Here is a 16610-nt window from a genome sequence, read left to right as displayed (position 1 = left end):
GGCCCAGAGCGTCTTCGCCTGCGACCTGAAAGACCTGCTTGGCAAGATCGACCGCCACTGTCGTACAGGCCGACACATCGGTTGAAGACAGGGACTGTTTAAGCGTCGTATTCTTTTTCATGGACTCGCCCTCGCTGCCGTTGGCTTCTTAGACTGCCACCGTGGCGCATTGACGCCTCGGCGTGGGCGAGTCCATCCAATTACAGGGGACTTGTGAACGACGTAAATCTAAATGTAGGAGCGGGCTTGCCCGCGAAGAGGCCCGATCAGTCAACGCAAATGTTTCAACTCAACTTCAATATCTAAACCTCAGAAGATCGAGCCCGCAACCGCCGCCCAATCACATCCAGCACATCGCACCCATCCCGCAATGGAATGGCACACAGCAAGGCAAAGTCGCTGAGGATAAAGGATTCGCACTCGACCGAACCGCGCATCGACATGTTCTCAAGCACTTGGGTTACAGCTCGAATTCGGTAGCTGGCAGCGTCATACAAAACATCGAGCGGCGCGTGAGTATCGACGAACAGCGTGGGCATGTCAGTGCAGTTGCTGCTGAGGGCCATGAAGCGGTTGTTGGGGTGGGGGATTGGTTTTTCGTAGGGTGGGTCGGGGTGAAGACTTTTCATTTTTGAAACCTCTGGTAGTAAATGGACGCTACCATCGGCCTTCCTACAGGCTTGGGTGGCAGCTATACGCGGGGTAGGAATATCGAGACCAGAGCAAACTCGACCACACCGAAGCGTGCCCGCGCACAGCCGCCGCGACTGATCTTACGGACGCAAGTTGACGGCCGCAAATTCAAGTAACGACGCCAAAGCGTCTTCTCTAGTCTTGAAGGGTTCCTACACCCCATCACTGAATTTTCAGTGACCACCAGAGACTATCGATGGAACGTATCTCACACCAGTTCATGAAAGCCGCCGCGGTTTGAAGGAAACTTCCGACGACCTTGCCCAGAAATTTCGCCATTACCGTCAGAAAGACACGTCTATTCGATCTACCTGAATTTTTACAAATCGCCTGTTCAGATCAGGATGGTCGTAGTGAATTTCCTGATCCGAAAAATAAACGAAAGATCGAAACACGCTCCCATCCAAATACCCATAAAGCGCGCATGAGAATCCATTACCCATCATTTCTATCAGTGTTGTGAGTGGTTCCTCTGCCGCAGTAACAACATCATTGTCGGAAAGTACCAATTCGAACTCCACTTCATAGGTCGCTCCCACCTCAATTTTTGATGGGCAGTAGCTTGCGAAGCATTTAATTTCTAAACCTTTAACGAGTAATAAGAGCTCGCCCTCAACCACCGGGCCTATTGCCAGCACTATAGCCTCATCTCTCTTAGTCATTCACTGGCCTCACTTTTATCGCGAGCACTACCATTTATCACAAGCGGGACAGATTGGTTTATTCTTTCAGATACCTGTCGGAAAAACATTCATATTCTTAACCTTTAAATCCACGAACACCGAGTCAATTTCCGCGCACCCCATCAACTCAATAAGTATTATTGCCCCCCCCACATCAACAACTGCGCTACCTTCCATATCATTTGAGATCAAAGTCCCTGTCATAGTTACGATGCCATCCGCCACTTCAATCGAGTGAGCACTATTGAGCGAAGAATAGGCATTGTCTCCCCAAACAAACTCATCTTCGACTTCTAATTCGACATCATACTGATCACCTACTTTCGGTGGGGCAGCACGCCAAACCGCGGTTGCGAACCCGACACTGCTTGAAAATTCAACAAAAACTTCTTTAGCAACAAGAGTCACGAGATCTATGGTTATTTTCATACTTATTTCTTCACCAATGGGACGCGAATAACGGTATTTTCAACGTTCATAACATTCCCCTTTAACTGGAGTATCCACTTCTCCTCGTGGTAATGATGCTTACTCGGCTTGCCACCCATTTCATGTGCTCCGTATCGAATGCTTCTCTTGCCGTCCGCTGAAACCAATCTGTCAGAATCTGGGAGATTCGTCCTTGGGTGAGTGTTTGTATAGGGACCTTCACCTAAAAACTCTTCCCACTTATTGGTGGCATCCTGGGGTTTAACTGGCTTATTCGCATAAGTTTCTTCGTGATATCCCATCTGAGGTGTATCACGAGACACCTCCGGCAATTGAGGCTCGCCGTCAGCTACCGCCTTATCCGACGGATCCCGCTCTCCAATCGACGGCGTTTCACAACCATCGCCGCCGGGGCAAGTACTCAACCCCAACGGATCAACCCATCCCGTCGGATTCGGCGTGTACTGGTACTGATTCAGCCCACCCGCCAACTTGATCGGATCTGGCGTCAGGTATCGGCCAACGTCCGGATCATAGTACCGATGCCGGTTGTAGTGCAGGCCGCTCTCGGCATCGAAATACTGCCCTTGAAAGCGCAACGGTTGCTCAAGCTGCTCGCCCCCGCCCAACGCCAAGTGCGTAACTTTGCCGTAGGCGTTGTACTTCGCCGACCAGACCATTTCGCCACCAAAATCGGTCAGTTCCTGCGGCGTACCCAGGTGGTCGAGTTGGTAGTAGAACGGGCAGGCCTTGCGCGGGCCTTTGCCGTCGAGCATCGCCAGCGGGCGGAAGCTGCCCGGTTCGTAGACGTAGCTGCGGTAGTGTTCGCGGCTGCTTTCGGCGACGAGGTTGTCGCCCTGCCAGAAGAACTCGGTGGTGTGGCCGTCGATGGTTTTGCTGATGCGGCGGCCGAAGGCGTCGTAGCGATAGTTGGCGCAGCGGCCATCCGGGGTGGTGACGCCGACCAGGCGGTGCTGGCAGTCGTAGCGGTAGTCGGTGACGAGTTTTTGCCCGGTGCCACGGCGTTCGCGGATGAGGTTGCCGAAGGCGTCGTAGTCGTAATGGCGGTCGCCTTGTAGGAGCAGGCGGTTACCTTTGACGGTTGCGGCACCGGGGCGATCCTGCATCAGCAGGTTGCCGGCCGGGTCGTGGGCGAAGCTTTCCGGCGGGTCGTCGCGGGTGTGGCGCACGCGGGTCAGGCGGTTGCGCGGGTCGTAGGTGTAGTTGCGCTGGCCGTGACGGGTGTCGGCGATGCGGTCGAGATTGCCGTTAGCGCTGTAGGCATAGTCGCGGCGATACAGCGGTTGCTGCTGTTGGCTGACGGCATGGGCTTTCAGACGGCCCTGATCGTCGTAGGCATAGTCGCTGAGCAACTGGCCTTGCTGGCGTTGCTGTTCGCGCCCAAAGGCAAACTGGTGGCTGGTGAGCCGCGCGCCATTGAGGTCGATGGCGGTCAGCGCGCCGCCCTTGGCGTGGTGGTAGTCGAGTTTGCTGCCGTCCGGCAGGCGCAGGCGCTTGAGCTGGCCGCAGGCATCGTAGCCATAGCGCAGCGTGCCCCAGCCCTGATGCTCGGTGATCAGGCGGGCCTGTTGGTCGTACTCGAACTCCAGCGGATGGTCGTGGCCGTCGTCGACGCCGATCAGCCGACCGAGGCTGTCGTAGCGGTACTCGACCTTAAGGCCGTCGGGCAGGGTTTTGATCAGCAACCGCCCGGCCGAGTCCCGCTTGTAAGCGGTGATCAGCTGCGAACCGTCCGCACCGAACTCGGTTTTCTCCAGCAGCTGGCCATTGAGGTCGTAGGCGTACGCCGTACGTTGGCCGTCGAATCCGGTTTCTTGTCGGATCAAGCCGCCGAGGGTGTAGTCCAGGCGATATTTCTCGCCGGACTCGTTTTCGATTTCTGTGAGCAACAGCTGCGCGTTGTCGTAGCGGTATTGCAGCTGTGTGCCGTCGGCATTCAGTCGGCGGCTGACCAGGTGCAGGTCGTCGAGGTATTCGTAGCGCGTGATGCGGCCGAGTTCGTCGCGTTCGGCGGTGATTTTGCTGTAGGCGTTGTAGCTGTAGGCGCGACTCGCCCCGGTAGGAAGGATCGTCTGGATCAGTCGGCCAACCGCATCCCATTGCGACTTCGTGACCGCACCGTGTTCGTCCTGACGGGTAAGCTGCCGCCCCAAGGCATCGTAGGAAAACCGCCGCTGCCCACCGTCCGGCAGCGTTTCCTCGACCAGTTGTCCCAAGGCATTCCAAACGAAGACGTGCCGGCTGTTGTCGGGATAACGGATCGACAGCAGCTGACCTTTGTCGTCGTAATGGTAATGGGTGATTTGGCCGTCGGGGTCAGTTGCTTCGGTGATGTCTCCCTGAGCATTGCGCTGCCAGGTCCAGACCGCTTTACCGCGATAGCGTGCATGCAGGAAACCGTTGCGATACTCGTAGGCCGTTGGCTCGTCTTCTGGCGGAATTAGCGCGACAAGGCGACCGACTTCGTCATAGCGGTATTCAGTGACGGCGCCGAGCGGGTCCTGTTCGGCAACCAGCCGCCCCTGATCGTCGTAGGACTTGAGCTGTTCGCCGCCATCCAGTTCGACCTTGCGCACCAGCCGCGCCCGCTCGTCGTGGACGTAAACCTCTTCGCTGCCATCGAGGTTGTGCACGGTGACGCTGCCTGCGTCATCCCAGACATAGCGCGCGTCCATCTGCGCAAACGAGGCCCAGTGGCGGATGCAGCGCGCCGCTTTGCCGGACCGTTCCCACTCCCAGAAGAAACTCGCCCCACCGGCCAGTTGCCGCTGGAGGATGACGTGTTGGTCGTCGTAGTCGTAGCGTTCGCTTTCGCCGGCGGCGTTGCTCGCTTCGATCAGTTGCGCGCGTTCGTCGTAGGCGTAACTGACCAGGGTTTGCTCAGTCTTCCAGCACGCCTCGAGGGTCTGCGCCGGGACAAAGACCTGATAGTCGATGGCGACCAAATGGCTGCGTTCATAGCGCAACAGCAAGGCGCGGCCTGCGCCGTTGCTGAGGCGCTGGATGCGGTCCTGGCGGTCGCGACTGATGCGCAGGCGGTTGTCGTAGGCGTCGCTGATCGTGGTCAATCGACCGTTACGGAAGTGATAAAACCGCGCGTCGTCACCGGCCCGGGCGAGGATCAATTCTTCGGGTTCAGCCCCGAGATAAATCGCGGCGCGCGACAGGCTGTTGTGAATGGCCGGGCGTTCGGCGGACGGCAGCGGGAATGTAGTGCGACGGTTTTCGTGGTCGATCCAGATGACCGTGTCGCCGTCGATTTCCAGTCGATGGGATAAGGAATGGCTCCAGCCAAACCCGAGGCCGCAGTCGATCTCGGCGGCGCTGGTGCGATAAAGCCGGGTGAAGTCGAACGGCAGGACGCCGTCCAGCGAACCGTCGGTGAGGGTCAGCAGTTCTTCGCCGGTGACCATCGACACCGGGCATTTGTTGGTGGCGGTTTTGTCAGCGGAATCGGCGCTGTCGCCGTTGGGGTTTGTCGCCTGATCCGGGACGTTGTCGTGGTGTTCGTTTTGCTTGAGGGTGGTGTTGCGCTTGGCATCCCAGCGCAACTGCATCCGGCCTTTTTTCAGACCTGCCGCGACACCGCGCGCGGCGACGGCTTTGTACTGGTCGACGTACTTCATGAAGGTCGTGAGGATGCTGAAAGTCGCCTCGACGAAACGTATCGCGAGACCCGCCAACACCATCCCGTACTTGATGCCACGAAGCTTCAGATAGGCTACGGCTGCGGGCACACCGATACCCGTAAAAGCCAGCGCCGACGCAATCAGAATATCGATCAGCACTGTAACGATGACGTGACTGGCCACTTCCGCCGAGTTACCAGCAATTTCGCTAGGTGGTAACGCTGAAAGCCACATACTCGCGGCACGAAACAGCAGACAAAGCGCCGCTTCATCACTTGCCAGCAGCATGGCTTTTTCCATCGCGGCAGGGGATCGCTCCGCCAGCTCGATGAGTTTTTGCGCACTGCTACCAAGCTGTTCAAGGTGAGCACCAGGATTTTTAAGGATGTCAAAGACAAGGCTCAGACCATCCCAAACACCCATGACCGCGGCCCAACCTCCCGCCAGCAATCCGTTCCCGGCGGCCGCAAATGTCGACTGTGACCATTGCGGCTTAAACCCTGCCCACTCACTGCGCAGCCAGCCCTCCAGCGCTGCGCTCAGGCCTTTATAAGAATCAAAAAGCTTGTCGATTTGCTTCGGCGTGACTTCACTCTGAACATGAACACGGTAGAACTTGCCGGGGGTCCCCTTAAACTGCCCTTTACCGTTTTCATCGAGCGTGATCGACTTGCTCTCGCCGCCATCCATGGCAATCACATCAACCGAGATATTCCCCAACGGGATGTCGTAAACCGATTCGAACTTGCTCTCGATCTCTAGCTTTCCACCCTTCGAGCACTGCACGACGGTAGAGAAAAATTCGTCGTCGCCACTGCTCACCGTGGTGCTGGCATCACCGAATCGGATGATCCGCTCCATGCCCATCAGCGACGGCAAATCAGCCACACGGCTGGCTTGGTCCGCCTTCTGGTTAAACCAACCCTTCAACAAACGCAAACGTGGCGTGAGGTTTCCCTCACGCCACGTTTGTTTATCTACCTCAGGAGGCTAGAACCCAGCGGTTTCAACCGTCAGTTCGACGCGGTTTCCCGAATCAGCTTCTTGTTGATTTTGCCGACGCTGGTCCTGGGGATCTCGGCGACGAACTTGAACTGCTTGGGGATTGCCCATTTGTTGATGCGCCCACACTCGACAAACGTCAGCAGGTGCGCTTCGAGTAGCTGCTTGTCGAGATACTGCCCCGGCTCGCAGACCACCATTGCCATGGGCCGTTCGCCCCACTGCTCATCGACGATGCCGACGACCGCGACGGACATCACTGCCGCGTGTTCGCTGATCAGGCTCTCCAGTTCCAGCGAGCTGATCCACTCGCCGCCCGTCTTGATCACGTCCTTGATGYGGTCTTTGATTTCGACGCCACCCATCGGGTCGATCGAGGCCATGTCGCCCGTGTGCATCCAACCGTCGAGCCAGAGCTCGGCGCCCTTTTCGGGTTCTTTCAAATAACCCTGGGTCAGCCAAGGCGCGCGGACCACGATTTCGCCCAAGGACTCACCGTCATGGGCAACATCGTTGCCGCTGGCATCGATGATTTTCAGGTCAACCATGGGCACCGGTGTGCCGGTCTTGATGCGGGTAGCCAATTGTTCTTGCATGGGTTGTTTGAGCACGTCATCACGCAGGTAACTCAGGCACAGCAGCGGGCAGGTTTCCGACATGCCATAACCGCTGTGCACCACCATGCCTTTGGCGCTGGCTTCGCTGGCGATACCGAGAGTCAGCGCGCTGCCGCCCAGGAGCATTTTCCAGCCATCAAAACAAGTCTGTTTCCCGGCTTCGCAGTTCAGGATCATCTGCAAAATGGTCGGTACGCAATGGGAAAAGGTGACCTTCTCCTCACGATAAAGTTTGACCAGGCTGTTGGGCTCGTAGCGGCCGGGGTACACCTGTTTGATCCCCATCAGGGTGGCGACATACGGCACACCCCACGCATGCACGTGAAACATCGGCGTGATGGGCATATACACGTCATCGGAACGCAGCAGCGGCTGGCCTTGGTAGACACCCAGGGTGCCGACGGCGTTCAAGGTGTGCAGGACCAATTGGCGATGGGTGAAGTACACCCCTTTTGGATCGCCGGTGGTGCCGGTGGTGTAGAACAGGGTTGCCACCGAGTTCTCATCAAAATCGGGGAAGTCGTACTGGTCTGACGCTTGGGACAGCAGGTGCTCGTACTCACCCAACACCGGTAACGACGTTTCGGTAGCCGTGTCGTCCGTCAGTTGCAGGTAACCTTTGACGGTCGTGAGTTGCCCCTGGATCTGTTCAACCAACGGCAGGAAATCATCATGCACCAGCACCAGATCGTCTTCGGCGTGGTTCATGGTGAAGAGCACTTGATCTGGAGAAAGACGGATGTTCACCGTATGCAGCACCGCGCCGATCATCGGTACAGCGAAGAAGCATTCCAGGTAGCGATGGCTGTCCCAGTCCATCAGCGCCACGGTGTCACCGGCTTTCACGCCGGCTGCTGTCAAGGCGTTGGCCAGTCTGCGAATCCGCTTGTTGAGCGTCTCGTAGCTGTAGCGCAGTTTGTCGGCATACACGATTTCCCGACCCGGCTCATAGCGCACACCGGACAGCAATAATTGCTTGATCAGCAAGGGGTAGGCATAGGCGCCTTCGGCGGGCGGAATTATTTTTGTCGCCATCATGATTATTGTTCCTTGTCCTTTATTGTTGGCTCAGTGCCCCTCGGTGCACACAGGTGCAATCGACTCCCGACGCGGTGCCGGGAGTCGCGGGGGCCTGGCAATCAGAACTGCGTTGCGTCCAGTTGGTAGAGGCACTCGCTGCCGGCCTTGACCGAAGCGCTCAATGAATGGATGCGCGGCAGCAGGCGAGCGAAGTAGAAGCGTGCGGTGGCCAGCTTGCTGACGTAGAAGTCGTCCTCGGCTTGCTTGCCGATGGCGGTCTTGGCCATCAGTGCCCACATGTAGGCGTAGGCCACGTAACCGAAGGCTTGCAGGTACTCGACCGAGGCCGCGCCGATTTCATTCGGGTTGGCTTTTGCCCGGTCCAACACCCATGCGGTCAACTCGTCGAGCGTGTCCACGGCAGCGTTCAACGGCTTGCTGAACTCGTTGAGTTCCTCGCTGGCGTTGGCGGCGAAGTCGCGAATTTCGGAGGCGAACAAGCGGTAAAGCGCCCCGCCGCTGCCAACGATCTTGCGCCCGACCAGGTCCAGCGACTGGATGCCGTTGGTGCCTTCGTAGATCTGGGTGATGCGCACGTCACGCACCAGTTGCTCCTGGCCCCACTCGCGGATATAGCCGTGGCCGCCGAAAATCTGCTGGCCGTGGATGGTAGTCTCCAGCCCCATGTCGGTCAGAAACGCCTTGGCCACCGGGGTCAGCAGCGACACCAGCTCTTGCGCACGATTGCGGGTTGCCTGGTCTTCGCTGTACTTGGCGGTGTCCAGTTGCAGGGCCACGTAGCTGGAGAACGCACGACCGCCTTCGTTCAAGGCTTTCATGGTCAACAACATGCGCCGCACGTCCGGGTGGACGATGATTGGGTCGGCAACCTTGTCCTTGTTCTGTGCACCCGTTGGCGAACGGCTTTGCAGACGGTCACGGGCGTATTCGACGGCGTTCTGATACGAGCGCTCGCCCAGCGACAGCCCCTGAATGCCTACGCCCAGACGCTCGTAGTTCATCATGGTGAACATCGCCGCCAAGCCCTTGTTCGGCGCATCGACGATCCAGCCAGTGGCGCCGTCAAAGTTCATCACGCAGGTGGCGGAGGCCTTGATTCCCATCTTGTGCTCGATGGAGCCGCAGGACAGCGCGTTGCGCTCGCCCAGGGAACCGTCGGCATTGACCAGCACCTTGGGCACCAGAAACAGCGAAATGCCTTTAGGACCGGCCGGCGCATCCGGCAGTCGGGCCAGTACCAGGTGAATGATGTTTTCAGTCAGGTCGTGCTCACCGCCGGTGATGAAAATCTTGCTGCCACTGACCTTGTAGCTGCCGTCGGCCTGAGGCTCGGCGCGGGTGCGGATCAAACCCAGATCGGTGCCGGCATGGGCCTCGGTCAGGCACATCGAACCGGTCCAGGTGCCGGCGTACATGTTCGGCAGGTAACGTTCCTTGAGCTCTTCGCTGGCGTGGGCGTTGATCGACAGACACGCGCCGGCGGTCAGCATCGGGTACAGGCCGAAGGACAGGCCGGCCGAGTTGACCATCTCTTCGACCTGAGCCGAAATCGCCTTGGGCATGCCCATGCCACCAAACTGCGGGTCACCACCGACGCCGACCCAACCGCCTTCGGCGAACGCCTGATACGCGGCGACAAAACCGTCTGGCGCGGTGACCGCGCCGTTGGTCCAGGTGCAGCCTTGTTCGTCGGCACTGCGGTTCAGCGGTGCGATCACTTCACCCGTGATCTTGCCGGCCTCTTCAAGGATCGCTGCAGCCGTCTCTTCGTCAATGACCTCGGCCAGGCCAGGCAAACTGGCCCATAGCTTGGACACCTCAAAGACTTCATTAAGGACGAAGCGCATGTCGCGCAAGGGAGCTTTGTATTCGGACATAGTGAACTTACTCAGGAGTAGTCAATGCATGAGGAACAAGCGGAGCGTGCGAGGTGCCAGCTTCATGGGCAGGCACCCCCAGGTCATCCGCAGCTGGATGAGTCTCCAGCGATTTTTCGCGCAGCAGGAAATACGACAGCGCAGGAATCAGGATCAGTGCGCCGAGCATGTTCCACAGGAACATGAACGTCAGCAGGATGCCCATGTCGGCCTGGAACTTGATCGGCGACCAGACCCAGCACACCACGCCCGCCGCCAGGGTGATGCCGACCAGGCCGACCACGCGACCGGTGAACGACACCGCGTTACGGTACGACTCGGACAACGACAAGCCTTGGCGCTGGAAGTGCAACTGCACACTCAGCAGATACAGCGCGTAGTCGACGCCAATCCCCACCCCCAACGCGATCACCGGCAACGTCGCCACTTTTACGCCGATGCCCATGCCCACCATCAAGGCTTCGCAGAGGATCGAGGTCAGCACCAGTGGCAACAGTGCGACCAGGGTGGCGCGCCAGCTGCGGAAGGTGATCAGGCAGAACAAGGTCACCGCTGCGTAGACATACAGCAGCATGGTGTGATTGGCCTCGCGGACCACGATGTTGGTCGCCGCTTCGATACCGGCGCTGCCAGCGGCCAGCAGGAACTGGCGATCTTCGGTGCTGTTTTCCTTGGCAAACTTGTCGGCGATGGCGACCACCGAGTCCAGGGTCTCGGCCTTGTGGTCCTTGAGGAAGGCAATCACCGGCATCAGCGAGCAATTGTTGTTGAACAGCTCCGGGGAGTTGACCGAGGCTTGCTGCGCGGCGTAGTTCAGGACGTCTTGGTTGCGCTGGATGCTGTTGAGCTTGGGGTTGCCTTCGTAGGTCCCGGCGGTGATTTGCCGCACGGCGTTGACCAGCGACGTCGTCGCCCGCACACCCGGATCTTGTTGCAGTTCCCAGGCCAGACGGTCGGCCAGCACCAGCGTCTTGTAGTTCAGGCAACCTTCCGGCGCAGTCTTGATCATCACCGCGAACAGGTCGCTGGACAGCGCGTAATGCTGGGTGATGTAGGCGTTGTCACGGTTGTAGCGCGAATCGGCACGCAGCTCCGGTGCGCCACTTTCCAGGTCGCCAATCTTCAGGTTCAGGCTGACCATGAAGCCGCCGATGCCCATCAACAGCGCGACCAGTACCGCGCCGGTAGCCCACTTGCGGGTGGTGAAGCGGTCGAGTGCGTCCCACAATTTGCCGAAGCCTTTGTGCCGGTCGGCGCGGGTGTCGATCTTCAGGGCGCGTTCGGCCGCCTTGGCGCCGACGCCGACATACGACAGCGCCACCGGCATCAGCAGCAGCGAGGTGAAGATCAACACCGCGACACCGATACTGGCGGTGATCGCCAGGTCCTGGATCACCGGAATGTCGATCAGCATCAACACGGCAAAGCCCACAGCGTCGGCCAGCAGCGCGGTGACGCCGGCAATGAACAGACGGCGGAAGGTGTAGCGCGCGGCGATCAGTTTGTGGGTGCCACGGGCGATGTCCTGCATGATGCCGTTCATCTTCTGCGCGGCGTGGGACACGCCGATGGCGAAGATCAGGAACGGCACCAGCACCGAGTACGGGTCGATGGCATAGCCCAGCCAGGCGACGATGCCCAGCTGCCAGACCACCGCGATCAGCGAACAGCCGACCACCAGCAGGGTGCTGCGCACGCAACGGGTGTAGCCGTAAATGATGATCAGCGAGGTGATCACGGCCAGGCCGAAGAACATCATCACCTGAATCAGGCCATCGATCAGGTCGCCCATCAATTTGGCAAAACCGATCACCCGGACCTTGTAGTGGCCCTTGCCTTCTTCGCCGGACTTGCGCGCGGCACTGTCACCGCCGTATTCGATCTTGTCGCGCAACTGCTCTTCGAGCATCTGCGAGAACTGATGGTAATTGATGCTCTGACCAGTGGCCGAGGCCTTGTCCATCAGCGGCACGATCAGCATGCTGGATTTGAAGTCGCTGGCCACCAGGCTGCCGACGATACCGGCACGGGAAATGTTCTGGCGCAGTTGCTCGATTTCTTCCGGGTTGCCCTGGTAGGTGTCGGGCATCACCGAGCCACCCTGGAAACCTTCCTCGGTGACTTCGGTCCAGCGCACGGCCGGGCTCCACAACGACTTCATCCAGGCCCGGTCGACGCCCTCGGTGAGGAACAACTGATCGTTGACCTGCTTGAGTACGTCCAGGTATTCAGGGTCAAAAATATCGCCCTGAGTATTTTCCACCACCACGCGAACCGAGTTGCCCAAACCACGCAGCGACTGGCGGTTTTCCAGGAAATTCTGGATGTACGRCTGGCTCTGCGGAATCATTTTTTCGAAGCTGGGACGCAGCTCCAGACGGGTGACCGCCATGAAGCCCAGCACCACGGTGGCAAGCGCCATCATCAGCATGAACACAGGGCGGTAGTTGAACACCAGCCGCTCCAGCAGGTTGCCGGAGCGACGGTCGAAATCACGCATGTCGCGGATCACCGGCATGGCTTCTTGTTTTATATTGCCCATGTCTGGGTTCTCGCTTTAAGGGTTCGAGGTCTTATCGACGGACAGTGCCAGGGCACCACGCAAACCACCCACCACCAGCGAGCCGTTGGAGGCCTCGGTGGCGCCAGCTACTGGCGTCGGTACGGGTTGCTGAACCAGGTGCAATTGCGCGCCAGTGCCCTGGCTGACCAGCATCTGCCCACCCAGGGTGAACAGGCGGTAGTCGCCACGGTCATCGATGAGGCCGGCGGTGATACTGATGCGCAGGCCGCTGTCCAGCGCGGTCCAACTCTGGCCGCCGTCGGTGCTGCGCAATACGTTGCCGCGCAAGCCATAGACGAGCACTTCCCCTGGCTTGCCGAGCACGCCGAAAAAGCTGCCCTGATAAGGCGTCGGCACGGCGGCGAAGCGCTGGCTGGCGTCATCCCATTTGAGCAACAGGCCCTGCTCGCCGGCGATGTACAAGCCGTCACCGGTCGAGGCAATGGCGTTGAGGTGAAAGCCTTGCGGGTTGTCGGTGCGGTCCTGATACGGGGTCCAGGTTTGGCCACCGTCTTCAGTACGCAGAATCAGGTTGAACACGCCGACCACATAGCCGACCTGCTCATTGGCAAACCAGACGTCGAGCAAGGGTTTGTCCGCGCCCTGCTCCATCAGTCGCTGGCCTTCGGCGGCCCAATGCGACCATTCTTCGTTGTCAGGTTCGGCACTCGCCAACGCACCATAATGCTTGACCAGTAATTCACCGATCTGACGGCCGTCCAATTGCTTGCGCCAGGTCACGCCAGCATCGCTGCTGTGCAACACCACGCCATCATTGCCGACCGCCCAGCCTTCCCTGGCCGATGGAAAATTCACAGCACTGAGATCGGCACTCACTGGCACAGCTGCTTGCTGCCAGTGTTTGCCGCTGTCATCTGAATAGAGAATGTGTCCACGCTGCCCGACGGCTACCAATCGGTCGCCTGCGCGGGTCATGCCGGACAACGGACTGCTGACTGCCAACGCACTGACTTTGGCGGGCAGATCCAGCACATCGATATAGCCGGCCGCCTGAGTGACGCCCTGCGACAAGACAAGCACGGCGCCAAACGCCAACTGCAGGTACTTTTTGTACGAACCCATACCGCGTCCTCTTGGGAAAACCGCGTCAGGGACTGCAATGTGCAGCCCGACGTTAAAAACTGTCGCCGCGATGATCGGCTTGCACCGACCCTCGCGCGGTCACACGGCCTTGTGGGCCGTGGACCGTTGGACGCTTTGTTGCGGTTTGCTTAGCGAATGCCGGCGCCCGCCAGGGACTCCGACGACCACTGCGCCTTGGAGAGCGGATCGATGTACTTGATGCCGCCGTACGGGCCGACTACACCGTTGATGTTGTAGGAACCGCCCACCAGGTCATAGATCATGAACGGAGTGGAGTCAGGGACCTGCTTGTCATAGCTTTGGCTGAGGAAGGCAAACGAACCACGGTAGAGCTGACCACGAGCGTCATATTGATCCGAGGCCAAAGCGGTCCAGCTGTCTTCGTCAAGGTAGAAGCGACGCTTCTGGTAGATGTGACGAGCGCCAGCCTTGAGGTTGCCCTCGACGACCCATACACGGTGTTTTTCCCAACGAACGAAGTCCGGGGCCAGGTGGTTCGGAGTCGTGATCGACTTCGGATCCTGGACGTAGGTCAGCTTGTAGGTGTTGTAAGGCACGATCATTTCCTGCTTGCCGACCAACTTCCAGTCGTAGCGATCCAGCGCACCGTTGAATACGAAGACGTCGTCGTATGTACCGGCGCCGGCGGTGCCTGGGTTAGGCGTGTCGTAGGCCAGGTTCGGTGCCAGCTTCACACGGCGCTGACCAGGCAAGTACTGCCAGGCACGACGTGGTTGTTGCAGCGGGTTGGCGGCGTCCTTGAGCATCACCGCTTCGCCGGCACGACGCGCCGGGCCGGTGTACTGCAACTTCATCTGGTAGTACACGTCAGCACTGCTGATCGGCTGCGCCAGGTTTTCGTAGATCGGATAAGAAATGAACGCCATCCCGGTGGTCGCCAGGCTTGGAACGCCTGCGGAGTCAACGTTCCAGGAGTCGTACTTGGAGTTGATGCTCACACCCTGATAGCGCAGCAGGAAGTTCCACATCGCTTCGTTACCCGATTGCGGAATCGGGAACGGCACGCCTGGTAGCACGTTGTCGATGGCCAGGCCACCTTCAAGGGACTTGGCGCCGGTGGCGTTTTTCACGCCGTTGTCGAGGATGGCTTTAGGCAGCGCGACGGTGCGGTGAGTCGGGTACACCTCGACTTTGAAGGTCGGGAAACGCTTGGCCAGTTCCGCCGTGGTGGCGCTGAGCAGGCCTTTGTACTGATCGACGTTTTTGCCGTCGATGACCAGCAGCGGCTTTTCAGCAGCGAACGGGTCCGGACGCATGCTGTCACCGGCCTTGAAACTGGCCGGCGGCGTGGTCAAGCCGCCGTCATAGGCGGGGATGGAACCATCGGCATTACCGGCTTTTTCAGCGCCGACCAGGGTCAGGCTGGTGCCCAGTTTGGCGGCGTCTTGAGCCGATACAGCGGCGTGTGCCTGGGCGGCGACGATCATCGCCAGCGAGGCAGCCAACACGGTTTGTGCAAATTTCATATTGTTATTCTCCTGCTTGCATTGAGCAAATCAGTGGTGAATCAAAGTTGTAAATCAGAAGGTTGTTTTCATCGTCAGGTACACGGCGCCACGGTCCTCAGTCGTTGCACCACCACCGGAGAAGGACGAGTAGCCACCGGCGAAACAGGCGTAGTTTTCGTTGCCGCTAAAGGCGTTTGGAGTAGAGCCATCGCCACCGGTCGGGCCGGTGCTCACGCCACTTTTATTGCACTTGTCGGTTTGGCCGAAGGAGTCCACGTACTTCAGGTCGACAAAGTATTTGTTGTACACAATGGCGCCGACGCCCAACGCATAGTTGCCAGTGTCCTTGGCACCGCCACCGGAGACCGGTGACACGCCGGCGAGGCCGACGTTGACGGACATTGGCGCGTTGAGGTCAACACCGGGAAACACCTGGTACCAGGTCGGTGTGAAGTTGACCGCGACGCCCCAGTTGTCCCGGGTCGGCTGGTCGATGCCGCGATAGGTGCCTTTGCCCTTGTAGAGCGCTTCGTTCTTGTCATCGAGCTTGAGCAGGTTGCTGTAATACAGCTCGCCCAGCAGGGTTGCCGAATCGAACACCGGCGTTTTCGGCAGGGTCATCAGACCGTTCAGCGTCCAGTGCAAGGTATCGCCAGTGGCGCTCAKGCTGTCGCCGCGGCTCGGGGTGTCGTAGATCACMCCCGTGGAMGCSGTGCGCGCCGGCAACAGGCCGAGGCCTTGGCCCAGRCCCAGCGGGCTGGTGGTGCTGACGATGGCCGGGATACTGGCCAGCGGCATGTTGTGACGGAYGTTCAGGTCCGAACCCACGCTCACACCACCGACATCCTTGGACAGACTCAGACCGGCAATCTTGATGTTGTCGGCATAGGCCAGTTGATAGGTGGCGGTGCTCAACGAGTTGAGCGTGTTGACCACCGCCGGCACTTGCCCGGCTGGCCGGGTGCCGTTCGGGTTGGCCGAGGAGATGCCTCTGGCATCCAGCCAGGCTTGCGGCAGGATGTCCGAGGTTTCGCGGTAGTAGACGCCGAGCGTCCCGTCCAGCCAGGCCGGCGACCACTTGGCCAYCACGCCCCAGTCACCGCTGTTGTGCGGATCCAGGTCATGACCGCGACGCACGTTGGTCAACGCGTTGCACGGTGCCAGGCCACAACCCAGCGGGCTGCCCGGAACCACGGCGTTGGTGTTGCCCAACAGGAACGATTTCGCGCCAAAGCCCAACAGATCGGAACCACCGTAGTAGGTGCCCGCTTCAGGCAGGCGAGCGGCGTCCCAATCCATGAAGTACTGGGCCCCGACGGTCAACTCGGGGTTAACGGTGAACGACATCGACAACTGGTTACGCGGAACGAACAACTCCTTGGCTTCTGTACCCGGCGACGCAGCCAGTTTGGCCAGGTCGAGGCCGGACTGGCCGTAGCTGATCGAGTGCACCGGGTTGAGAATGGTCTCGCCCCAGAACAC

The 16610-nt window shown here is 59.2% G+C and carries 9 protein-coding genes and 1 pseudogene; all 10 read right to left on the bottom strand.

All coding sequences use genetic code 11. The features are described from left to right. Positions 1-302: 302 nt before the first annotated feature. Positions 303-629: a hypothetical protein gene (locus AC1DWM_RS29550; protein WP_477796830.1), complete on the bottom strand. Its 327-nt coding sequence runs from the start codon at positions 627-629 to the stop codon at positions 303-305. A gap of 348 nt (positions 630-977) precedes the next feature. Continuing rightward, a complete protein-coding gene (locus tag AC1DWM_RS29545; protein WP_477796829.1) occupies positions 978-1355 on the bottom strand; it encodes a hypothetical protein in 378 nt (125 codons plus the stop codon). A gap of 66 nt (positions 1356-1421) precedes the next feature. After that, positions 1422-1805, bottom strand: a complete 384-nt coding sequence (locus AC1DWM_RS29540) for a hypothetical protein (RefSeq protein ID WP_477796828.1) — start codon at positions 1803-1805, stop codon at positions 1422-1424. A 2-nt stretch (positions 1806-1807) separates the two neighbouring features. Further along, positions 1808-6367: pseudogene (locus AC1DWM_RS29535) on the bottom strand (RHS repeat-associated core domain-containing protein); the annotation flags it as partial. 101 nt (positions 6368-6468) lie between these two features. Next, positions 6469-8112 (bottom strand): fatty acid--CoA ligase, encoded by a 1644-nt coding sequence (locus AC1DWM_RS29530; RefSeq protein ID WP_477796827.1) that lies wholly within the window; start codon positions 8110-8112, stop codon positions 6469-6471. A 101-nt stretch (positions 8113-8213) separates the two neighbouring features. Further along, positions 8214-9992, bottom strand: coding sequence for an acyl-CoA dehydrogenase C-terminal domain-containing protein (locus AC1DWM_RS29525; protein WP_223511603.1), 1779 nt, complete (start codon positions 9990-9992; stop codon positions 8214-8216). Positions 9993-9999: 7 nt separating this feature from the next. Further along, positions 10000-12534 carry an efflux RND transporter permease subunit gene (locus AC1DWM_RS29520; protein WP_477796826.1) on the bottom strand — a complete coding sequence of 845 codons (2535 nt, stop codon included), beginning with the start codon at positions 12532-12534 and terminating at the stop codon, positions 10000-10002. Positions 12535-12549: 15 nt separating this feature from the next. Then, positions 12550-13638 carry a WD40/YVTN/BNR-like repeat-containing protein gene (locus AC1DWM_RS29515; protein WP_477796825.1) on the bottom strand — a complete coding sequence of 363 codons (1089 nt, stop codon included), beginning with the start codon at positions 13636-13638 and terminating at the stop codon, positions 12550-12552. 149 nt (positions 13639-13787) lie between these two features. Next, positions 13788-15146 (bottom strand): DUF1329 domain-containing protein, encoded by a 1359-nt coding sequence (locus tag AC1DWM_RS29510; RefSeq protein WP_223511599.1) that lies wholly within the window; start codon positions 15144-15146, stop codon positions 13788-13790. Between the two features lie 54 nt (positions 15147-15200). Beyond that, on the bottom strand, positions 15201-16610 hold a 1410-nt coding region (locus AC1DWM_RS29505; RefSeq protein ID WP_477796824.1), incomplete at its 5' end, for a DUF1302 family protein.

The organism is Pseudomonas sp. P4_C8 (assembly GCF_056401975.1).
The sequence above is the reverse complement of the archived record's forward strand: the minus strand, read 5'-3'. Positions and strand labels throughout refer to the sequence as shown.